20 protein-coding genes and 1 rRNA gene are annotated in these 20,107 nt (G+C 63.2%); 12 read left to right on the plus strand and 9 right to left on the minus strand.

Features of this window, described 5'->3' with window-relative positions:
• The coding region (locus GBB18_RS10335; RefSeq protein WP_304503162.1) for a carboxyl transferase domain-containing protein at positions 1-861 on the plus strand (861 nt) is incomplete at its 5' end.
• A 107-nt stretch (positions 862-968) separates the two neighbouring features.
• On the opposite strand, the gene fkpA is transcribed toward GBB18_RS10335, so the two are convergent.
• Positions 969-1,328 (minus strand): FKBP-type peptidyl-prolyl cis-trans isomerase FkpA, encoded by a 360-nt coding sequence (gene fkpA / locus GBB18_RS10340; protein WP_018019335.1) that lies wholly within the window; start codon positions 1,326-1,328, stop codon positions 969-971.
• A gap of 336 nt (positions 1,329-1,664) precedes the next feature.
• Positions 1,665-2,966: a citrate synthase gene (locus GBB18_RS10345; protein WP_192796023.1), complete on the minus strand. Its 1,302-nt coding sequence runs from the start codon at positions 2,964-2,966 to the stop codon at positions 1,665-1,667.
• Positions 2,967-3,911: 945 nt separating this feature from the next.
• Here GBB18_RS10345 and serC point away from each other — a divergent pair.
• The 3 genes from serC to GBB18_RS10360 all read left to right on the plus strand — a co-directional run bounded on the left by serC (position 3,912) and on the right by GBB18_RS10360 (position 7,094).
• Positions 3,912-5,027, plus strand: coding sequence for a phosphoserine transaminase (gene serC, locus GBB18_RS10350; protein WP_151641611.1), 1,116 nt, complete (start codon positions 3,912-3,914; stop codon positions 5,025-5,027).
• A 129-nt stretch (positions 5,028-5,156) separates the two neighbouring features.
• Positions 5,157-6,056 carry a septation protein SepH gene (sepH, locus tag GBB18_RS10355; RefSeq protein ID WP_151550501.1) on the plus strand — a complete coding sequence of 300 codons (900 nt, stop codon included), beginning with the start codon at positions 5,157-5,159 and terminating at the stop codon, positions 6,054-6,056.
• Positions 6,057-6,080: 24 nt separating this feature from the next.
• Positions 6,081-7,094 (plus strand): hypothetical protein, encoded by a 1,014-nt coding sequence (locus GBB18_RS10360; RefSeq protein ID WP_225990286.1) that lies wholly within the window; start codon positions 6,081-6,083, stop codon positions 7,092-7,094.
• Here the strand turns inward: GBB18_RS10360 and GBB18_RS10365 are convergent.
• Genes GBB18_RS10365 through GBB18_RS10375 form a run of 3 tightly spaced genes read right to left on the minus strand, consistent with a single transcriptional unit; the run spans position 7,091 to position 10,112 of the window.
• Positions 7,091-7,939 (minus strand): RNA methyltransferase, encoded by an 849-nt coding sequence (locus GBB18_RS10365; RefSeq protein ID WP_151641613.1) that lies wholly within the window; start codon positions 7,937-7,939, stop codon positions 7,091-7,093. The genes GBB18_RS10360 and GBB18_RS10365 overlap by 4 nt on opposite strands.
• Positions 7,940-7,958: 19 nt before the next feature.
• Positions 7,959-8,612, minus strand: coding sequence for a LysE family translocator (locus tag GBB18_RS10370; protein WP_151641614.1), 654 nt, complete (start codon positions 8,610-8,612; stop codon positions 7,959-7,961).
• A 6-nt stretch (positions 8,613-8,618) separates the two neighbouring features.
• Complete coding sequence (locus tag GBB18_RS10375; protein WP_151550352.1) at positions 8,619-10,112, minus strand: NCS2 family permease; 1,494 nt, start codon at positions 10,110-10,112, stop codon at positions 8,619-8,621.
• Positions 10,113-10,666: 554 nt separating this feature from the next.
• On the opposite strand from GBB18_RS10375, the gene GBB18_RS10380 reads away from it, so the two are divergent.
• Complete coding sequence (locus GBB18_RS10380) at positions 10,667-11,284, plus strand: hypothetical protein (RefSeq protein ID WP_151641615.1); 618 nt, start codon at positions 10,667-10,669, stop codon at positions 11,282-11,284.
• A gap of 27 nt (positions 11,285-11,311) precedes the next feature.
• Here GBB18_RS10380 and GBB18_RS10385 read toward each other — a convergent pair whose 3' ends face one another.
• Positions 11,312-11,929, minus strand: coding sequence for a DUF3027 domain-containing protein (locus tag GBB18_RS10385; RefSeq protein ID WP_151641622.1), 618 nt, complete (start codon positions 11,927-11,929; stop codon positions 11,312-11,314).
• Between the two features lie 221 nt (positions 11,930-12,150).
• Here GBB18_RS10385 and GBB18_RS10390 point away from each other — a divergent pair, with 221 nt between their 5' ends.
• Positions 12,151-13,002 carry a glutaminyl-peptide cyclotransferase gene (locus GBB18_RS10390; protein WP_192796024.1) on the plus strand — a complete coding sequence of 284 codons (852 nt, stop codon included), beginning with the start codon at positions 12,151-12,153 and terminating at the stop codon, positions 13,000-13,002.
• 11 nt (positions 13,003-13,013) lie between these two features.
• Entirely contained in the window at positions 13,014-13,547 is a 534-nt protein-coding gene (locus GBB18_RS10395) for a DUF2771 domain-containing protein (RefSeq protein WP_151641617.1), read from the plus strand.
• On the opposite strand, the gene GBB18_RS10400 is transcribed toward GBB18_RS10395, so the two are convergent.
• Complete coding sequence (locus GBB18_RS10400) at positions 13,544-13,933, minus strand: cold-shock protein (RefSeq protein WP_151550348.1); 390 nt, start codon at positions 13,931-13,933, stop codon at positions 13,544-13,546. The two genes, GBB18_RS10395 and GBB18_RS10400, sit on opposite strands and share 4 nt — an antisense overlap.
• A 774-nt stretch (positions 13,934-14,707) precedes the next feature.
• On the opposite strand from GBB18_RS10400, the gene GBB18_RS10405 reads away from it, so the two are divergent.
• Both GBB18_RS10405 and GBB18_RS10410 read left to right on the plus strand, forming a co-directional pair.
• Positions 14,708-15,328 carry a resuscitation-promoting factor Rpf1 domain-containing protein gene (locus GBB18_RS10405; protein WP_151641618.1) on the plus strand — a complete coding sequence of 207 codons (621 nt, stop codon included), beginning with the start codon at positions 14,708-14,710 and terminating at the stop codon, positions 15,326-15,328.
• A 353-nt stretch (positions 15,329-15,681) separates the two neighbouring features.
• Complete coding sequence (locus GBB18_RS10410; protein WP_151641619.1) at positions 15,682-16,968, plus strand: hypothetical protein; 1,287 nt, start codon at positions 15,682-15,684, stop codon at positions 16,966-16,968.
• A gap of 138 nt (positions 16,969-17,106) precedes the next feature.
• Here GBB18_RS10410 and GBB18_RS10415 read toward each other — a convergent pair whose 3' ends face one another.
• Entirely contained in the window at positions 17,107-17,298 is a 192-nt protein-coding gene (locus GBB18_RS10415; RefSeq protein ID WP_151550345.1) for a hypothetical protein, read from the minus strand.
• A gap of 173 nt (positions 17,299-17,471) precedes the next feature.
• Here GBB18_RS10415 and GBB18_RS10420 point away from each other — a divergent pair, with 173 nt between their 5' ends.
• The 3 genes from GBB18_RS10420 to GBB18_RS10430 all read left to right on the plus strand — a co-directional run bounded on the left by GBB18_RS10420 (position 17,472) and on the right by GBB18_RS10430 (position 19,882).
• Positions 17,472-18,116 (plus strand): DUF3239 domain-containing protein, encoded by a 645-nt coding sequence (locus GBB18_RS10420; protein WP_225979313.1) that lies wholly within the window; start codon positions 17,472-17,474, stop codon positions 18,114-18,116.
• A 16-nt stretch (positions 18,117-18,132) separates the two neighbouring features.
• The gene (locus GBB18_RS10425; protein WP_151641620.1) at positions 18,133-19,320 is read left to right on the plus strand and encodes an aminotransferase class I/II-fold pyridoxal phosphate-dependent enzyme; all 1,188 of its coding nucleotides are present in this window, start codon (positions 18,133-18,135) and stop codon (positions 19,318-19,320) included.
• A gap of 88 nt (positions 19,321-19,408) precedes the next feature.
• Positions 19,409-19,882 (plus strand): SRPBCC family protein, encoded by a 474-nt coding sequence (locus GBB18_RS10430; RefSeq protein ID WP_151641621.1) that lies wholly within the window; start codon positions 19,409-19,411, stop codon positions 19,880-19,882.
• Positions 19,883-19,992: 110 nt separating this feature from the next.
• On the opposite strand, the gene rrf is transcribed toward GBB18_RS10430, so the two are convergent.
• Positions 19,993-20,107 (minus strand): 5S ribosomal RNA (gene rrf, locus GBB18_RS10435); the annotation flags it as partial.

Below are 20,107 nucleotides of genomic sequence, written 5' to 3' on the forward strand. Positions count from 1 at the left end.
CAGCAGCACGCCCCCGCCCGCCCGGACTATCTCATCACCGCCGAGCAGGGCTATGAACCGGAGCATTCGGCCTGGGATTCGATTGTGGCTACCCGTCGCAGCGATCGACCTGGCCTACGGGATGTGCTCACGGTGCTCTCCGATAGCTATATCGAGCTCAATGGCACCGGCGATGGCCGCCACTCCCCTGCCGTGCAGGTAGGCATAGCCACTCTCGGGGGCCGCCCCGTGGTGATCATGGGGCAAGACCGGCACGCCCAGCCGCCGCACGCCGTCAGCGAGCTCGGCCCCGCAGCGCTGCGCTTCGCCCGCCGCGGCATCCAGCTGGCGCACGAGCTCAATATTCCTTTGATTTCTTTCATCGACACCCCCGGCGCGGAGCTCTCCCGCGAAGCCGAGGAGGCGGGTATGGCTGGCTCCATCTCTCGGACCTTGAATGAGCTGGTCAGCGTGGATGTACCCACGGTGTCCGTGATTCTGGGCCAGGGCTGCGGCGGCGGCGCGCTGGCGATGCTGCCCTCTGATGCGGTGATCAGCGCCGAGCATGGCTGGCTCTCCCCGCTGCCGCCCGAGGGGGCCTCGGCGATCATTTACCGCGATGTTCACCACGCGGCCGAGATGATGGATGCTCAAGACGTCAGCGCGGTGTGTCTGATGAACGCCGGCATTGTCTCCGGCATTGTTCCCGAGGGACCAGATGGCGCCGCGGGCGGGGACGCCGCCGACAACCCCGAGGAGTTCATCACCCGCATCTTGGAGTCTGTGGATTACACGCTGTGGAATCTGGAGCACAACGTGAAGCTGGTCGGCCGCGAACACCGCTTCCAAGGCTATGAGAAGCTCGCCGAGATGCAGCCTTAAACTCGGCGCACGCGGATCGCACACAAACACCGCCGCGGATACGCTCTCCCCGCGAGGAGAGAACAGTATCCGCGGCGGTGTTGCACTCTTTCGTGCCGTGATGGTGATTAGCCGACAGAGAGCAGGTCAATCACGAACACCAAGGTTCGGCCGGAGAGCGGGTGACCGCCACCGGCGGGGCCATAGGCGGCCTCCGGCGGGATAGTGAGCTGGCGACGACCGCCCACCTTCATCCCGGGGATGCCCTCCTGCCAGCCGGCGATGAGGCCGGACAGCGGAAATTCGATAGCCTGGCCACGATCCCACGAGGAGTCGAACTCCTCACCGGTCTCGAAATCGACGCCCACGTAGTGAACCTCAACTAGGCCGCCCGGCTGAGCTTCATCGCCATCGCCGACCACAAGGTCCTCGATCACGATGTCCTCAGGTGCAGGCCCCTGTTGAACGTCAATCTGTGGCTTGTCCATGAATTCACTCCTGTTACATATGTATGTGCACTCGCGCCCCAGACACACGTGCCGCACCCGACGGTGCGTACCCGCGTGAGCGGTGGGGCGCCAGGCCGCGCACAATGAGTGGCCTCGCCCCCGCTTGCATGCCAGCAGCGGGCGGATGACCGCACGCGTGATGGCAGCCTCTCGGGCTGGGTTACGCACCCAGTGTACCTAAGAAATAACTCAACCCCGAATAATTTCTTGCCGTGGAGGCCTCCGGCGCCGACTGTCCCCGAGCGTGCGAAACCGCCGCCCCTCAGGCGAAGGACGGCGGTTCCTAACGCTTATCTTGCGCTATAAGGCGGGTTATTAGCCGCGCTCAGAGCGGGGCACGAACTCACGCAGCGGCTGGCCGGTGTAGACCTGACGCGGGCGGTAGATCTTGGAGGCCGGGTTCTCCACGAGCTCGCGGTACTGGGCGATCCAGCCGGGCAGACGGCCCATGGCGAAGAGGACGGTGAAGAAGTCCGTCGGGAAGCCCATGGCGCGATAGATGAGGCCGGTGTAGAAGTCCACGTTCGGGTAGAGCTTGCGGGAGATGAAGTAATCGTCGTTGAGGGCGATCTCCTCCAGCTGCATGGCCAGCTCCAGTGCCTCGTCGCCGCCGGTCTTCTCCAGCAGCTCGTGGGCGGTGTCCTTGATGATGGCGGCGCGCGGGTCGTAGTTCTTGTACACGCGGTGGCCGAAGCCCATCAGGCGGACGCCCTTTTCCTTGTTCTTCACGCGGTTCATGAAGTCGGTAGCGTCGCCGCCATTGTTCTCCTTGATGTCATCGAGCATCTCGAGAACAGCTTGGTTGGCGCCGCCGTGCAGCGGGCCGGACAGGGCGTTGATACCAGCGGCCACGGAGACGAACATGTTGGACTGCGCGGAGGCCACCATACGTACGGTGGAGGTGGAGCAGTTCTGCTCGTGATCGGCATGCAGGATCAGCAGCTGATCCAGGGCCTTGACCATGAGCGGGTCGATCTCGTAGGGCTCGGTGGGGAAGCCGAACATCATGCGCAGGAAGTTGGCGCGGGCGTTGAGAGAGTTGTCCGGGTACATATAAGGCTGACCGTGGCGGGCGCGGTGAGCATAGGCAGCCAGCATCGGCACCTTAGCCATGAGGCGCACGGTGGCCTTATCGAGGTGATCCTCGTTCAGCGGGTCGAGCTCATCCTGGTAATAGGTGGAGAGGATGTTAAGGGAGGAAGCCAGCACTGCCATCGGGTGGGCGTTGCGCGGAAAGACGTTAAATTGCGCCTTGAAGTCCTCGTCCAGCAGGGTGTGGTGACGAATGTCGTCATTGAACTTAGCCAGCTGCTCCCGGGTGGGAAGCTCGCCGTGAATCAGCAGGTAGGACACCTCGTTGAAGGTGGCCTTGGCGGCCAGATCCTCGATGGCGTAGCCGCGGTAGCGCAGAATGCCCTCGGCGCCATCGATGTAGGTGATGTCAGAGGCGGTGGAACCGGTAGACACATAGCCTGGGTCATAGGTGACCAAGCCGGTCTCCTGCAGCATCTTGCCGAGGACAACACCGTCGTTGCCTTCGGTGGCCTTGATGATGTCCATCTCGAATTCACCACCGGGGTAGTGAAGAACGGCCTTGTCCTTGTTTTCTGTAGCCACAGTATCCCTTTCAATTAAGTTGATATATCGCACCGGCCGCGATCGATAATGGGCGCTGGCTCTCTCCTCTATTAGGAGGTAAAAGAGTGATGCTCGGCGTGTGCGGATCATCATCGACGCTCGGAACCGAGCATCCTCCGCCTCATGCGAGACCGCGACCACATCAACACGTGAGCTTTACTACCCACGGCCGAAAGTGCTCCTGTACGTCACACTATACGTTTTTGACTGCATGCGTGCCCGCGCTTGCCCACCCCTCACACCCGCCCCACCTCCGCATAGGGGCAGAGACCGAGTAGCCGCGGGGATCGACCCACATAGTCACGCTTCCACGGCGAGGACCACAGCCTCGCCCGAACCGCATGTACTGCTCAGGGGGCCACCCCTGAGTCGGCGCACTGCTCTCACGGTGCTGCTAGGTCAGCATTTATGACCTTGCAGAAAGCTGGGGCCAGCGTTCTCACTATTGGGAAGCGTCGCTGACACACATGTCCGGTACTGGCCCATAGTCGCTGTTCAGCAGCTATTTGCCGCACCGACGGCAACAGTCTACCAGCGTCTGTGACGCGGACAACAAATTCTCCCGCTCCGCAGCCGCGCCGCCACCCACACACACCTGCGCCGTACTGCGAGGATGCCCATCCCAGCACCCAGCACTCCCCCTTTTCTCGCCTGAATCATCCACCGGCGCCTCCCCCTAGTGCTACCCCCGCCCAGCGTGATCTCGCATCCCCCACAGTGGGGAGCGCGCACTGGGTGCCCCTCGCCTCGTGCCCGACGGGACACCCCCGCCGCAGGTGTCTGCACGTCACCCCCTTTTGTGAAAGCCCTGCCCGCCGCCGTCACTGGTTGGTTAATCTAAACAGGCAGAGCGCGCCCCGCGCTGCAATTTTATTGTGTTTTCTCGGTGCCCATCGTGGCAGTCATTTAAGGATCAAAATATTTATGTCTGAGGCCTTTACTACTCTTCCCGCTGAACTCATCCCCGCCGATGGCCGTTTTGGCTGTGGCCCCTCCAAGGTGCGCCCCGAGCAGCTGCGCGCCATCGTCGATGGCGGCAGCAGCATTGTGGGTACGTCCCACCGCCAGCCCGGCGTGAAGGATGTGGTGGGTGATGTCCGCACCGGTTTGGCAGAGCTGTTCTCCCTTCCGGAGGGCTATGAGATCGTGCTGTCCTTGGGCGGCGCCACTGCCTTCTGGGATGCCGCCACCTTCGGCCTCATCGAGCAGCGCTCGGGACATTTCACCTGCGGCGAGTTCTCCGGCAAGTTTGCCGCCGCTGCCGCCGCCGCGCCGTGGCTGGAGCAGCCCGCCATCGTGGAAGCCGAACCGGGCGATACCCCAGAGGTGCAGGCCATCGACGGCGTCGACGTGCTGGCGTGGGCGCACAACGAAACCTCCACTGGCGCGATGATGCCGGTGACCCGCCCCGATACCGACGCCCTCATTGCCATCGACGCCACCTCCGGCGCCGGCGGTTTGCCCGTTGATATCGCCGAGGCAGATGTCTACTACTTCTCCCCGCAGAAGTGCTTCGCCTCCGACGGCGGGCTGTGGCTGGCTGCCATGAGCCCCCGCGCCCTGGAGCGCATCGAGAAGATCAATGCCTCCGATCGCTTCATCCCCGCCTTTTTGAATCTGCAGACTGCGGTGAACAATTCGCGCAAGAACCAGACCTATAACACCCCAGCCGTGGCCAGCTTGCTCATGCTGCGCGACCAGGTGCAGTGGATGAACGACCAGGGCGGCTTGGACGCCATGGTGGCGCGCACCACCGCCAGCTCCCGCATCCTCTATGATTGGGCCGAGTCCCGCCCCGAAGCCACCCCGTATGTCGCTACCCCGGAGAAGCGTTCGCTGGTGGTCGGCACTATCGACTTCGATGAGAGCGTGGACGCCGCCCAGCTGGCAAAGACGCTGCGCGCCAATGGCATCGTGGATGTGGAGCCCTACCGCAAGCTGGGACGCAATCAGCTGCGCATCGGCATGTTCCCCGCCATCGACTCGGCAGACATCACGCTACTGACCAAGGCCATCGATTATGTCCTCGATGCCCGCTAGCCGCTCAACTAATCCCCTCTAGCAGCGAATAAAGCTAGAGAACACGCGCACGTGAGTGATCCACCACGTGCGCGTTTTCCATTAAGGTTGGACGTGTTAGTTAGTCCCACAACGACGCAGGGAGCGTGCATGCGCGAGCTAGAACTCAACGCAGCGGAGTCCAATCGGAACTCGCTCGTTTTTCACCTCGACGAGGAACAGGTGTTCTTGGCCGTGAGCGATGAGTTGCGCACACAGCTTATCGACGCCCTCTCCTCGTCCGAGCCCACCCCAGCTGCCCCTCCCGCTCCCGCCCCGCCGGCGGAGGCGCCCGAGGAGTCGGCGTCGACAAGCGTCGACCCCCGTTTGACTACCCCGCTGCGCATGCGACCGCGGGAAATTCAGGAACGGGTGCGCGCTGGGGCGACGATAGCGCAGCTCGCGGAAGAAAATGATGTCACCGAATCCCGCATCGAGCCCTATGCGCACCCCGTGCTGCTCGAGCGCGGCCGGATTGCGGAGATGTCCAAGCAGGCGCACCCAGTGCGCGATGATGGCCCCGCCAAGCTCACCCTGTGGGAAGTGCTGGCCACCGCCTTCGCGGCCCGCGGCAACAACGTCAGCGACGCCGCCTGGGACGCCTATCGCGACCCCTCTGGGCAGTGGATTATCACCGTGACGTGGACGGTAGGCCGCAGCACCAATGTGGCTGAGTACTCCTATCTCAACCACATGACCTCCTCGCCTACCGCGGTGGCGCGCAACCAGCTGGCCTCGGAGCTGATTAATCCGGAATTTTCGCAGCCCAACCGCGCCCTCAGCTCGGTGCGCGATACGGAGGAGGACGCGGATTACGATGATCCCGCCGACTTCGCTGATGCCGAAGAATTCCGCGGCCCCGAGCGCAGCGCGGACGGCGAGGGCGAGGATTTCTTGCAGCATCCGCCGGAGGAGCAGGCCCCGAAGCGGCGCCGCCGCAAGGCCAAGACACCGCACTGGGAAGACGTCCTTTTGGGTGTGCGCTCGAATACGAAACGACCGAGGAGCTAAGGCGCCATGGAGCGGCCCGCAGTAGTGACGTTTTTCTTCGTCAACACCGATACCCCCGCCGAGGTCATCGCCACCGAACCCCGGGCGAATCGCGGCTTCGGCCGCAAATACCTCGCCCAGATGAATCCCCGCTGGCCCATCACCCCGATCGGGCAGTTCTCCTTGAACCGCTCCACGGATGTGTCCGAGAACGAGTTTTATATCGCCGGCTTCCCAGGGTTGTCGCTGGTACAAACCTATCTGCCCGATGTGCGCAGAATTTCCGATATCGATGCCGCCCTGCGTTCCTCACTGCCGGCCCGAGAACTGATCGTAACCGCCTATAACCGCGAGCGCGGCTATGGTGCTTTCGCCTACTGGCGTGGCAATACCCTGCTCCGGGCTTTTGCTGCCCGGCGCGACCGCGTCTACGAGGACGAGGGCATCCCCCAGCCCTTCGAACGCCCCTTCTGGGCGGGCGAGCGTAGCGAGAACGTGGGCGGTATCGCCTTGCCCTTCGAGCCGATCGATCTGGTGGCGGCGGCCACCCGCGAGTGGCTGGGCATCTACACGGGCGGGCCGGATGTGAATGTGGTGGGCTATGCCATCGATGGCCGGCCCGAGCCCAAGGTGGAGCCCGCTCCGCCGAGTTCCCGCAGCATCGCCGATATTGTCTCGGCGGCGTCGTCGAAGCTGGGGCTGGGCGCGGCCGATCGGGATTATGACGACTACGCTCTCGATTCCACCCACAGCGAGGAGCGTTCCACCGGCGAAGAGCTGGGCGCGGTTGTGCGCTCTGGTTGGTCGTGGATGCGCAAGGCCGGCTCCACGGTGCGCGATGTTGCTGGGACGGTGGGCGAGCAGCTCTCGGATAAACTGCGTCACACCGACCGGCCCCGCAGCAGCGGAACATTGCAGCTGTCCCGCTCCCGCTCGACGGCACAGCGCGCGCCGCGCGACACCGAGTCCACCCCGCCGCCGCGCCGCGATGAGCGCACCAGGCCGCAGGCCGAGAACACGGAGGCCGCCGAAAACCCCCTCATCGAGGACGAATCCTAAGACAGGCTGCGGGCCCGCTCGTAGAGTGCCACGGCTGCGGCGGTGGCCACGTTGAGCGAGTCCGTGCCCGCAGCCATGGGAATACGGGCGCGGATATCGGTGGCGCGCATCGCGTGTTCTGTCAGCCCCGGGCCCTCGGCGCCGATGAGTAGCGCCACCTTCTCATAGGCTTGGCCCGTCTCGTCCACGAGGGCGTCCTTGAGCAGCGCCGCCTCTGGATTGGGGGTGAGCGAAACAATGTGGAATCCGGCCGCGCGCACCTGCTCGAGGCTGCGCTGCCACGTGGTGTAGCCGCCGGCGAGATGGGCGAAAGGAAGGCGCAGCACATGCCCCATGGAGACGCGCACCACGCGCCGGTAGAGCGGATCGGCACAGCCGGCGCCGAAGAGCACCCCATCCACACCGAGTCCGGCAGCGTTGCGGAAGAGGGAGCCGATATTTTCGTGATCCCCCACTCCCTCGGCGATGACGAGGGTGCGCGCGCTGTCGACCACCTGCTCCAAGCCCAGAGGCTCGGGCCGATCCGCGGCTGCCAACAGCCCGCGGTGGAGATCAAAGCCCGCCACCTCGGCGAGGGTGTCGCGGGTGGTGGCGTAGACGGGAATATCCCGGCGCGCGATCTCCTCCTGCACCCCAGGGAGAGCGAGGAAATTCGATAGCTTGGGCTCGAAGCCCACAATGGAACGCACGGGGAAGCGCGAATGCAGCAGCCGCTCGCTCACGAGATTGCCTTCGGCGATCACCAATCCCTTGCCGCCGCGCGCATCGGGGCGGCGGTCGGAGGAATTGAGATCGCGGTAGTCAGCGAAACGGGGATCTGCGCTGGAATCGAGAAAAATGGCCACGCTGTCCCATACTAGTGGGCTAGGCGGCGCCGATATGCAGCAGCTCACGCAACGCCGGCACGGCAACGCTGGCGCCAATGAGCACAAAGACGGTACCGGAGAGCATATCGATCTGGGGACTATAGCCCAGCATAGAGCGGCTGATCCGCGGCGTGGAGAGCACGAAGGCAATGCTTAAGAACCAGATCAGAGCCGACAGCCCCACCGCCCCGATGTAGATCAGCTGCACTCCCATGCTGGCGCTCACCGGCAAAAACTGGCTGAGCACGGCGGCCATGAAGAGCACAATCTTCGGGTTCGAGAGATTGGTGGCCAACCCCGTGAGATAGGCGCGGCGCATCCTCACTGGAGCCACCGCGAGCTCAGGGGGCTGGGGTGCGGTGCCACGTGCCTGCCACCCGGCGCGGGCAATGGTGGCGCCCAGATACATGAGGTAGCCGCCGCCCACGAGCTGCAGCGCTTCGAGTAGCTCCGGGAAGCGCTGCAGCAGCTGCGCCATGCCGGCCACTGTCAGGGCCGTCCAGAAGGTGGCGCCGGTGACGATACCCAGCGCCGCGGCCAACGCCCGCTGCCGGCTGCGGCTCGCTAAGCGCAGGATCAGCAGCGTGTCCGGCCCCGGCGAGACCATGCCGATGGTGTTGGCCACCAAGAAGGGAAGAAGCGATCCAAGCATGGCCCGCTAGTGTACGGCCGCCAGGATGGGATCGATGGCGAAATAGACCAAGAACAACGCGGAGATCAGCCACAGCAGCCAGTGCACCTGCTTGGCCCTGCCGGAGGCCACGGCCATGGCGGTATAGGCCACAAAGCCCACGCCGATACCGTTGGCGATCGAGTAGGTAAAGGGCATGGCCACGATGGTGAGGAAGGCCGGCAGCGCGACATGGAACTCGGTGAAGTCGATCTCGCGAATCTGTCCCATCATCAGCGCGCCGACGATCACGAGCACCGGGGCGGCAGCCTCGATCGGCACGACCTCATAGAGCGGGGTGAGAAACATCGCCAGCAGGAACATGATGCCGGTGACCACATTAGCCAACCCAGTGCGGGCACCATCGGCGATACCGGCAGCGGAGTCGATATAAACGGTGTTAGAGGAGGCGGAGCAGCCGCCGCCCACGACGGCGCCGACGCCCTCCACCACAAGTGCCCGCTTCATATCGGGCAGGTTGCCGTTCTCATCGCTCAGGCCCGCTTGGCGGCCCAGCGCCGTCATGGTGCCCATGGCGTCGAAGAAATTCGCCAGCACCAGGGTGAACACCAGCAGAGACGCCGAGAGCGCCCCGATCTGGGCGAAGGCGCCAAAGAGATCCACGGCGCCCACCAGGGAAAGATCTGGAGTGGAGCCGATGGATTCCGGCAGGGTGGGCACGGCCAGCGACCAGCCGGTGGGGTTGGGCTTGCCGTCGACGAAGGAGGGGCCGGAGCTGGTGAGCGACTCCACGATCATGGCGATGATCGTGGTGGAGACGATGCCGATAAACAGCCCGCCACGCACATTGCGCGCCACCAGCACGCCACAGATGAGCAAGCCGAGGACGAAGACGAAGGTGGGCCAGGACGCAATCGAGCCGTCGATGCCGAGGGTCACCGGCACGGTCGTTCCCGCGGCATCGGGGATACGGCGGACGAAGCCGGCGTCCACCAGGCCAATCATGGCGATGAACATACCGATGCCCACGCCCATCGCGGCTTTGAGCGAATGCGGGATGGCGCGGAAGACGGCGACGCGGAAGCCAGAGACGGCGAGCACCACGATGATGATGCCGTCGATCACCACCAGCCCCATTGCCTCCGGCCAGGTCAGCCCCTCGGCGGAGACTAGGGTCACGGCCACTAGGGTGTTGATTCCGAGGCCGGTGGCGATGCCGAAGGGATAGCGGGCAAAGACGCCGAAGGCGATGGACATCACGCCCGCGGCGAGGGCGGTGACGGCGGCTACCTGCGGGATCCCGAGGGATACCCCGTTGCGGTCTTCGATACCGCCGAGGATCAGCGGGTTCAGCAGCACGATATAGGCCATGGCCAAGAAGGTGACCAGGCCGGCGCGGACCTCAGTGCCCACGCTCGAACCGCGTTGAGAAATAGAGAAGAAGGAATCGAGCCAGTTCTTCGGCTCGCGGGCGGCGCGAGGCTTCTGCTCGGCGACCTCAGAGTGTTGCGGGGCTGTCATGGCCTGCCTTTTCTTAAGTTGCGCTTTCCGTTGGCACGGCGCCTCAGCGCGGCTTTGCCCCCCCCCCCGGTGAGTGGTGGCCGTTGATAACGGCGCACACTTTCCAGCGGCGAGCACGCGTGGCGACGTGGTGTCGTGCACAGCAGCGTTGAAGGCGAGTAGCTAGACGCCGCTCTTCAACAGCCGCGTTTATGTTACTCTCAGCTGCTTGCAGAAGGAGAAATAACTCCCCGCAGTGCCGTCCAGCAGCGGCCCCAGCGCCACCCCTAGCGGCACCGCGGAGCAGGCGCCGCGGTGGGTTAAGCTAAAAAGCACTGGTGTTTATCACGCATCATCCTCGCCCAGATGAGGCTGGGTGCGCACACGTCAGCCCCGTATGCCGCACCCAGCCGTCGACGCCGCCCGAGTGTGCGCGATGCGTGCGACGCCGCTTGCGAGAAACCGGCTTCACCCTAGTAGCACAAAGGAGCATGTCACCCGCGGTGTACAGGACTAGTTTTAGGCAGGTCGACGGGCGCGTCCGACATTTAGGGGAACATCTCAACCGTCTGGGCATGCATCTCAGTGCGAGCGATCATGAGGCCATCCGCGCCCGACTCCGCAGCGCAGGTAAGGGCAGCTTCTTTCCGCTCATTGAGGCGGAACGCTCCTATTGGAATGTGCGGCTGCGCCCCGATGTACCCACCAGCGATCACATTTGCGTCTCCACCCAGCTGCTGCGCGATCAACGCCGCGCCCCCGCCAGCTATGGGGTGGACTATCCCTGGCTCAAGCACCACCTCGATCGGCTACAGCACGAGGGCGCCGATGAGGGGCTTCTCAGCGACGGCCACGGCCGCGTGCTACAGGGGATTTTCGCCACGATCATCGTGATCACCGGAGCCACCGCGCATATTTCCACCCATCCAAGCTCGCACGCCTCGGTGCTGCGCGAACCCGTATTGGACTATCTCATCTCCCGCGGCGTGGAGGTACACCCCCACGTTAAGGGGCTGCCCCCCTATCTTTTGGGGCGCGGTGAAGTGTGGTTCGTGGATTCGCTGTCCGGGGTGCGCAAGGTGGAGCATTGGATGGAATATGGCACCACCCGCAAGGCGCGCACCCACAGCTCGCCGCATATTGATGTGGCGGATGCCAATAGCTGGCTGTGGGCCACTGCGGAGCCCGTCTAGCGCCGCCCTCCCCTCGGCGCCGCTGGCTTATAGCTCGATGGCTTTTTCATCGTCATAGGGTGTGGCCACCGGCGCGCCGAGCTGTTCCTTCGGCGGGGTCAGCGAATGTGCCCCGCAGCCATAGGCGGCGTGCACCACGTGCCCATCGGCGGAGTATTCATTGGCGCACACGCCAAAGTTGCGCCCCACATCCTCGGGGAGCCGGAGGTAGAAGGCACAGCTGCCGCATTCGAGGCTCGCCTTTTGCGCAAACTCGCTGCTCGGGCCGAAGGAGCCGCGCCCCCAGCGCTGCCGCGCCTCGGACAACCCCACCGAGGAGATCTCAAGGCGAGTGGTGCCGTCCTCGTCGGTGGTGTCCACCACGCGGGGATCGCCCTCCTCGAGAGGCAGCTGGGTCTCTGGATCCAAATCCCCGGGCCGGATGCGCTCGGAATAGGGCACCCACTCGGGCGCGGTCAGGGCGCTGCTGCCGGCGATGAGGGAGACATCATTGACGGTGATATGTTCCGAGCCGGGCGCGGCGGTCACACTCACATGCCATTGCCAGCCTCGGTAACCCGGTACCTCTGCACCGAAGCGATGCACGGCCAGGGTGTCGTCGATAAGCTGCGCCCCGATATGCTGCCCCACTGGCCCCTCATCCATCTCAGCGGCGGCGCTGAGTGCGACGCTGCGAGCCTGTGTACTCAACAGCACGTGCGTGCTACCGCTCGAGCTCGTGCTGCTCGGGGCGCTGGCGGCAACGCGGGGACGACGGCTGCGGCGGCGACGCCGCGCGCCGCTACGGGCGGATGGTCGCGAGGATCGGGAAGAGTCTGACTGTGTCACGATTACCATTATCCCCAACGTGGGGCAGAATACGAGGTATGAGGTTTGCTTCGCTCACATCTACCCTTGTCATCGCGGCCCTCGGAGCGTGTGCGCTCGGCGGATGCGCGTCTGAGCAGAACGGCCCGACCTACACGGTTTCCCAGAACGGCAACTCTGTCGATACCCCCACTGCTCCCAAAGTGCCCACCTTGGTGCCCACGGTGCTAGCTACGCATACTATTGCGCCCACCTTCGTCCAAGGCCTGCAGGTAATCGGTGATTCCTTCTTGCTCTCTACGGGGCTAAATGGGGAATCTACCATCCAATACCGCGATCGCGAGACCTATGCGCAGCAGACATCCCTGCCGCTTGACGACGCATTCTTCGGGGAAGGAGCAACCCTTGCCGACGGCTCCGTGTGGCAACTGACGTGGAAAGCTGGGGTGGCCTTCCAGCGCGATCCCGGCACCTTAGAAGAACGCGCCCGCTTCACCTATGACGGCGAGGGGTGGGGCCTGTGTGCGTTTGATGGCAACGGACCGCTCTATCTCTCCGATGGCAGTGCCACGATTCGCACCATGAATACTGCCGATTTCCAATCAACCGGCAACTTCACCATCCGCGACTCTGAGGGCCAGGCCATCTCCCGCCTCAATGAGCTCGAGTGCGCGGAGTTTCGCGGCCAGCCCGCCATCTACGCCAATATCTTCACCACAGATGAGATTGTGGTCTTTAGCCCCCACGACGGCGAGCTGCTCGCGCGTATCGACGCCTCCGCGCTGGATTCCCGCGCCCCAGAGGATCCCAACACCGTGCTCAACGGTATCGCCGCCGGGGAGAATGGCCGCTTCTATCTCACTGGCAAGAACTGGCCGGTGCTCTACGAGGTGGAGTGGCGCGACAGCTAGAATCGATCTCCATGGCTACCCGCAAACAACGTCGTGCCCAATTCCGCACCGTGCTCCTGCTCATCGTGGCGGTGCTTGCCGTCCTCGGTGTAACCATGGTGCTCACGAAACTGCTCAACAATCGGCCCGATCCCGAGCCGGAGACGGTGCGGATTAATGCCAGCGTGAATGGCACCACGGTGGAGGTCGCCCCCTATGTGATCGCCGAAGTAGGCGAGCGACCGAAGGAAGGCGACATCGCAGCCATCGAGATCGGTCCCAAGGACACGCTGTCGCTCGCTATTCCCGAGGTGGTGCACGACCACGACTGGGCGCTATTAACCATCTACGATGATCCGGCCTATAACGACGAGCAGTACTTCACTGCCAATGAGCGGACCGAGGTGGAGGTCCCCGGCTCGGTAGAGAGCAAAGAAAAGGACTCCACCGACACACCACGACTGGTGGTTGTGGAGGTGAAGTCCGTTCTCATTGGCCACAATGATGCTGGCGAGGAAACCCCCTACAACGTCACGTGGTCCATCACTACCCAGCCCGATTCCTAGGTATCGAGCTCCTTGGCAATGGCGCGCAAAATCGCCGCAATCTGGCGGCCGGTTTTGCGCTCTGGATAGCGGCCGGAGGTCAGCCCTGGCTGTACCTCGGTTTCGAGGACCGTCATCGCATCGGAAATCATGGAGTTGAGTTGCTCCGGCGAATAGGTGCGGCTCGGGCGGCGGCGGGCGCGCGGGCTGTCGAGTACCTTCACTCGCAGCGCCTGCGGGCCGCGTCGGCCAGCGGCAAAGTCGAACTCGATACGCTGCCCCTTGTGCAGCTCCTCCACCCCAGCCGGCAGCACCTGCTTGCTCACATAGCAGTCCTCCTCACCAGGGTTGGACACAAAGCCGAACCCACGCTCGGGGTCATACCACCTCACCTTGCCGATTGGCATGGCCTATCACCTCTTCTTGTCACGCACAGATACTTCAGCACTCGGACCGTCTCCCACGACACTCGAAACACACGCAGCGTCCGAGTGCGTTTCACGCCGAGTGCAGCAGACTAAAGAACACTAGTGTATTCCTCTCCGTAGCGGGGAGCCACACCCCGCGACGCATACGGGGCGAGCGCCGCGCTCGCCCCTAGACAGATACTGTGGGCGCGCGCCACTCGGCGGGAACACCATTCGTACCACACGCCCCATAAAGCACAGTTTTCACCCGTCTAGCAGGGCAAAGGCACGCATAAAACGGCCTCTAACACGCCGTCTCGACCGCCGCAGGCGTATATGTGTCATAGATCACATTCGCCAATTTGCCTACCCTGAACAGGGGATTCTCGAGCAGCTATCGCCACTACGCCACCGGAGCGTGACTAAATCGTTATAAACGGTTACGGTGCTTGTTAGGCGCTCACCGAGGAGTACCTCGCGGACCTCCCTGTATCCCGCACCGCACCGCAGCAGCGATACGCGGCGCTAGGGACAACAGTTATAAGGATCACGATTCCCTCCCTGCACTCGTGCATCCCCTCATGGAAGGCCCGCGCCCCTGAGACCGTTCCTCGGAACTCGAGCGTATTTCATACAGATTTCACCTCCCATACCGATTTAACGTGTGTGCGGCAGGGCATCGCTGCTTCTGGCGATACCGCTCGCGACGCACCGTCGCACCGGCTTAGCCAGTGACAACGAGGGCGCGCACACCGAAAGGAAAGACAGAGACTTATGGCTCGTCACGCCCGCAAGACCGCGTCCACTACCGCAAAGATCGCCGCCGGAACCATGGTCGTTGGCGCCGCCACCGCTGCCATGGCCCCCACCGCCTCCGCAGCTCCGGATTCGGATTGGGACCGCCTCGCACAGTGCGAGTCCGGCGGTAACTGGCACATCAACACCGGTAATGGCTACCACGGTGGTCTGCAGTTCGCCCCGTCTACTTGGAACGCTCATGGCGGCCAGGAGTTCGCCCCCACCGCCGATCGCGCCACCCGCGAAGAGCAGATCGTGGTTGCCGAGCGTGTGCTCGCCTCCCAGGGCTGGGGCGCATGGCCGGCCTGCTCCGCTCGTCTGGGCCTGAACTCTGCCCCCACCCAGCGTCCGGCTCCGGGCCACAGCGCTCCGAACCACAACGCCCCGGCGACCCCCGCTGGCACCAACTTTGCCCCAGCAGATGAGGCCCTCCGCGCTGTGGATCAGGCTTTCCGCACCGTAGACGAGGCCTATGGCCAGGCCAAGGGCGTGGCTCGCCAGGCCGGCATCCCGGTTCCGGGCCAGGTTGACCAGGCCTACAACACCGTGGTGGGCCAGGCCCGCCAGGCTGTGAACACCGTCGCCTCCCTGTACTAAGCCGTCGCTGCCCCAACGCTGGGGCATGCTGGCTCCATAGCGAGACGCCAGAGACACGTGGAAGGACCTCACTCCCCTATCTGGGGATGTGAGGTCCTTTTCGTTGTCTACACCCCCGACTCCGTTCGTGGGGTGTGCGATTGTGCCGGTCGAGGCCCTACGCAGCTGAGGCGCCGCTGAGCCCAAGGTGATATAAAACGCGACGTTCGATAAACTCACCTCAGTACACACTCACCTCACACCAGCGGCCTGCGCAGCGGATTATACGCCTGCGCGCCGCGGTGTGATTCACGGACTCAGTCTAGAGAACTACGAGGACAATCGTTGTGTTAAAACGGTCAATCAGTATCACTATGGCCTTCGTCGGACTCATCGTCGGCGCCGGCTTCGCATCAGGCCAGGAAATGCTGCAGTACTTTGTGGCCTTCGGTCGCTGGGGAGTTCTCGGTGCCGTCATCGCCGGTGTGCTCATGGCACTGACGGGCATGATCTGTCTGCAGCTGGGCTCCTACTTCCAAGCCGATGAGCACCTTTCCGTGCTGGAGAAGGTGACCTTCCCATGGATGTCGAGGATTCTCGACATCGCCGTCTCCATCACCTTGTTCTCCGTGGGCTTCGTGATGTTCGCCGGCGCCGGCTCGAACCTGGAGCAGGAGTTCGGGCTCGACGTGTGGGTGGGCGCTGTGCTCATGGTGGTCATGGTGCTCGCCGCCGGCATGCTGGATGTGGGCAAGGTGTCCAATGTGATGGGCGCGGCTACCCCGGTGATCATCGTCTTCCTGGCCGGCGCCTGCATCTACGCCATGATGCACTCCGGCGAGTCGCTGTCCACCCTCGAGCCGGTGGCCAATGAGCTGCCCACTAGCCTGCCGAACTGGTTCATCTCCTCCATGAACTATGTGGGCTTCTGCCTCATGGTGGCGATCTCCATGGCCATCGTCATGGGTGGCGATAACGTGGATCCCCGCTCCTCCGCCATCGGCGGCCTAGCCGGCGGCACCATCTACGGCATCCTGCTGACTCTCTGCACCGTGGCCCTGTTCTCCTACATCAAGGTAGTCAAGGACGAGGATATGCCGACCCTGGCCATCGTCCAGGAGATCAACCCCTCCCTGGGCACCGCCATGGCGGTGGTGATCTACATCATGATCTTCAATACCGCTATTGGCATGTTCTACGCCTTGGCCAAGCGCCTCGCCAAGGGGGATCAGAGCAAGTTCCAGAAGTGGCTGTTCATCCTCGTCGGCGTCGGCTTCGTCCTCTCCTTCATCGGCTTCCGCCAGCTGGTGGCCTATGTCTACCCCGCACTGGGCTATATTGGTGTCGCGCTGATCGTGGTGCTCATCGTCGCCTGGTGGCGCGGCCGCAGCATGATCAAGGGCGAAACCGAGCGCCGCATCCGCATCCGCGAGCTCCTAGCTATGCGCTTCGATCCCAACCGGCCCTACTCCCGCGAGGAGGCTGCGGAGATGCGCCGCGAGATCGCCAGCTCCAATATCGAGGACGAGGAGCTGCTGGAGTCCATCACCGAGGAGGTGCGTGACGAACTCGAGGACACCTCGGAGCTCGACGAATCCACCAACCCTGCTCCCTCTCCTACGGCCGAGTCCGAGTCTGAGGACAGCACGAGCGTGAAATAGGCGTCGATACGCGCGCGCAACAGCACAACACCCCTAGATCACCGCCGGTGGGGCGGGACTAGGGGTGTTCTTCTCTGCGATACGCAGACACCCCGCCGCGGGCACAATCTTCGCGAGGCGGGGTGCGGAAAAGAGGCGTTAGGGGCGGTTGACCCGCGTGTAGGGGTGAACGTAGCCGGTCTCCTCATAGGGGACGGGGAAGATGAAATCATTACCCCACGGGCTATTCGCGCCGTCATACTCCGAGATGAGGTCAGTTACAGGATGTTCCCCGGGTGCTACGTCCGGCCAGCCCGGATCAACGTAGCCCTTCTTCTCTACATTAGCCATGACGCCATTCTTTCAAATAGACAAATACTGTGCCCATGATTGTACCCGACGGGGGTAGCAAAATACATTGATGAGCACACATTCCGCGGCGGGCTCGTATGCGGCGATGCTGCAGCGGGCGGGGCCGGAATAAAGATGCTGTTTTGCCTGCGGTTGTCCTTTATGCTTGTGCTATGCCGCAGACATTTTCCTTCACCGTCGATGGCCCCTACAACAAGGAACACAATGAGATGTTCCGCGATGCGCGCCGGCTCAAGCTCTCCGCGCTCTTGTTCGGGCTCATCTTCTTCGGCTTGGCGCTCGGCGTGGTCTATTTCAGTAACCAAGCCTCTTGGTCCTACTACGCGGCCATCGCCTTCGGCGTCATCGGCCTCATCAGCCTCGTTCTTATCCCCGTATTGGATAAGCAGGTGGGCACCGCCCAGAGTCTCTATGACCGCTACGAGCTCGTGCCGGCGATGATCGCGCAGGTTAACCCGCGCGACAAGGTGATCCTCGCATTGGTGAACACCAGCGTGAACCCCGACGCGAAACCGGTGTGGGCCCTGGCTGCCCGCACCGTCACCCGCGTGGACGGCCACAGCTCCACCGTGGGTGAGCGAGTTCCCGCAGTGGCGGTATCGGGGCGCCGCAGCGTCCAGGACCAGGAGCACTGGGATGAGATCTCTCCCATGCCCATTGCCTGGGGCACCCCGGATCCGGATGTGGTGCGCGATGCTATTAACGCCATCGATCAGAAGCGCTGGCGGCGCCTCGAGCAGCACCTGAATAAGGTGGATGATGTGCTGGCAACCAAATTCAACCTTCTCGAACTCTAGGAGTATCTCCAGGTTTATGAGCCCTTCCCCTCAGACTTCGCACGATCCCGGAATCGCTCGGATGGTCCCTTTCAACAAGTCCATCTTTGACACCATGACCACCCAGGCCGCCCGCTATGACGCGATCAACCTCGGTCAGGGCTACCCCGATCATTCTGGGCCGGAGTCCATGCTCCAGATGGCCTGTGAGCAGATTACTGCCGGCAATAACCAATACGCCCCGCCGCGCGGTGTCGCCGCGCTGCGGGAGGCCATCGCCCGCGAGCGCAATGTGCGCTATGACGCGAATATCACCGCGGACAATGTGCTCGTGACTGTCGGCGCCACCGAGGCCATCGCCGCCAGCGTATTGGGCCTAGTCGAGCCCGGCGATGAGGTCATCGTCTTCGAGCCCTACTATGACGCCTATGCGGCCTCCATTGCGCTTGCAAACGCCACCCGCGTGGCCGTTGCCCTCCATCTCGACACCGAGACCGGACACTGGGATATTGACCGCGAGGCCCTTGCCGCCGCGGTGACGGATAAGACCGTGGCGATCATGGTGAACAATCCGCACAACCCCACCGGCAGCGTCTTCAGCGAGCAGGGCCTGCAGGCGCTGGCGGATATTGCTATCGACAATGATCTCTGGGTCATCGCCGATGAGGTCTATGAGCATCTCATCTTCGACAGCCACCACACCCCCATCGCTGGCCTGCCAGGAATGCGGGGGCGCACCATCACCATTTCCTCGGCGGCGAAGACGTTCTGCGTCACCGGGTGGAAAACGGGCTGGGCTATTGCGGAGCCGCCCTTGCTTAATGCTCTGGCCCGCGCCAAGCAGTACCTCAGCTTCGTCGGCACCACCCCTACCCAGCCGGCTATCGCCTACGCGCTCAATAATGAGCAGGACTGGATTACGGATATGGTGCACGTGCTGGAGGAGCGCAAAAACCATCTGCGTGCCGTGCTCAGCGAGATCGGCTTCACCGTCTACGACTCCCAGGGCACCTATTTCTTGCTTGTCGACGTCGCCTCCAAGGGCTTTGAGGACGGCATGGATTTCTGTATGCGCCTGCCCGAGATCGCCGGTGTCGCGGCCATTCCGGCGGCCGCATTCTGCGATGATCCAGAGCTGTGTCGCACCTTGGTGCGTTTCGCCTTCTCCAAATCGGAGGCCTCTATTGATGAGGCCGCGCGCCGGCTGCGCGCCGCCTTCGCTTAAGGTCTCGCTCTGAGCTCTTCATGCCTTCTCGGCTCTGGTGTTCTGCCCTCCTCCCGTGGCGGCGGTGGAATCGCTACGCTGGGAAGGCATGAACCTTTCTGAACTACGAAGTACCCAAGACATCTATGTGGATGCCAGCCCGAGCGATGTGTTTGCTCTCGTGACCTCCATTGAACGCACCGGCGAGTGGTCGCCTGTGTGTCGCAGCTGCTGGTGGGAAGATGAGACCGTCACCCATCAGGAGGGGGCCTGGTTTAAGGGCCGCAATGAGACCCCCGAGCGCACGTGGGAGACCCGCAGCCTCGTCACTGCCTATGAACAGGATCGGCAGTTCCAGTGGGCCATCAATGGCGAGGTCGTCGTGTGGGGTTTTGTTCTCTCCTCTGAGGGGGAGGGCACCCGCCTGCACGAGACCTGGGAGGTGACCGAGAAGGGTCTAGCATTCTTCCAGGCCAAGTATGGTGCGGACTGGGAGGCACAGCTGGCAGAACGTCGCGATGCGGCGCTGGAGGGCATTCCTGCCACGCTTCAGGCCATTAAGGCTATTGCCGAGGGGCACTAAACCCTGCCCCGCTAGCGCGGTCTGGGCATGCAAAAAAGGATGTGATAGGTAAGCAGAGAATACTCCTTCTTACCTATCACATCCTTACTATGTTGCACTGTGAAGTTTTAGGTCGGCGGTGACTTACTCTCCCACACCCTCCCGGGTGCAGTACCATCAGCGCTGTCGGGCTTAGCTTCCGGGTTCGGAATGGGACCGGGCGTGTCCCCGATGCTATAACCACCG

It is taken from the genome of Corynebacterium sp. 11A (genome assembly GCF_008930935.1).
In the GTDB taxonomy this organism is placed as follows: Bacteria; Actinomycetota; Actinomycetes; order Mycobacteriales; family Mycobacteriaceae; genus Corynebacterium; species Corynebacterium megadyptis.

Excerpts from the sequence above, each read along its gene's own strand:
- fkpA (WP_018019335.1), bottom strand. The coding sequence starts at position 1,328 with ATGGACAAGCCACAGATTGACGTTCAACAGGGGCCTGCACCTGAGGAC.
- serC (WP_151641611.1), top strand. The coding sequence starts at position 3,912 with ATGTCTGAGGCCTTTACTACTCTTCCCGCTGAACTCATCCCCGCCGAT.
- sepH (WP_151550501.1), top strand. The coding sequence starts at position 5,157 with ATGCGCGAGCTAGAACTCAACGCAGCGGAGTCCAATCGGAACTCGCTC.
- GBB18_RS10370 (WP_151641614.1), bottom strand. The coding sequence starts at position 8,612 with ATGCTTGGATCGCTTCTTCCCTTCTTGGTGGCCAACACCATCGGCATG.
- GBB18_RS10375 (WP_151550352.1), bottom strand. The coding sequence starts at position 10,112 with ATGACAGCCCCGCAACACTCTGAGGTCGCCGAGCAGAAGCCTCGCGCC.
- GBB18_RS10380 (WP_151641615.1), top strand. The coding sequence starts at position 10,667 with ATGCATCTCAGTGCGAGCGATCATGAGGCCATCCGCGCCCGACTCCGC.
- GBB18_RS10385 (WP_151641622.1), bottom strand. The coding sequence starts at position 11,929 with ATGGATGAGGGGCCAGTGGGGCAGCATATCGGGGCGCAGCTTATCGAC.
- GBB18_RS10390 (WP_192796024.1), top strand. The coding sequence starts at position 12,151 with ATGAGGTTTGCTTCGCTCACATCTACCCTTGTCATCGCGGCCCTCGGA.
- GBB18_RS10395 (WP_151641617.1), top strand. The coding sequence starts at position 13,014 with ATGGCTACCCGCAAACAACGTCGTGCCCAATTCCGCACCGTGCTCCTG.
- GBB18_RS10400 (WP_151550348.1), bottom strand. The coding sequence starts at position 13,933 with ATGCCAATCGGCAAGGTGAGGTGGTATGACCCCGAGCGTGGGTTCGGC.
- GBB18_RS10405 (WP_151641618.1), top strand. The coding sequence starts at position 14,708 with ATGGCTCGTCACGCCCGCAAGACCGCGTCCACTACCGCAAAGATCGCC.
- GBB18_RS10410 (WP_151641619.1), top strand. The coding sequence starts at position 15,682 with ATGGCCTTCGTCGGACTCATCGTCGGCGCCGGCTTCGCATCAGGCCAG.
- GBB18_RS10415 (WP_151550345.1), bottom strand. The coding sequence starts at position 17,298 with ATGGCTAATGTAGAGAAGAAGGGCTACGTTGATCCGGGCTGGCCGGAC.
- GBB18_RS10420 (WP_225979313.1), top strand. The coding sequence starts at position 17,472 with ATGCCGCAGACATTTTCCTTCACCGTCGATGGCCCCTACAACAAGGAA.
- GBB18_RS10425 (WP_151641620.1), top strand. The coding sequence starts at position 18,133 with ATGAGCCCTTCCCCTCAGACTTCGCACGATCCCGGAATCGCTCGGATG.
- GBB18_RS10430 (WP_151641621.1), top strand. The coding sequence starts at position 19,409 with ATGAACCTTTCTGAACTACGAAGTACCCAAGACATCTATGTGGATGCC.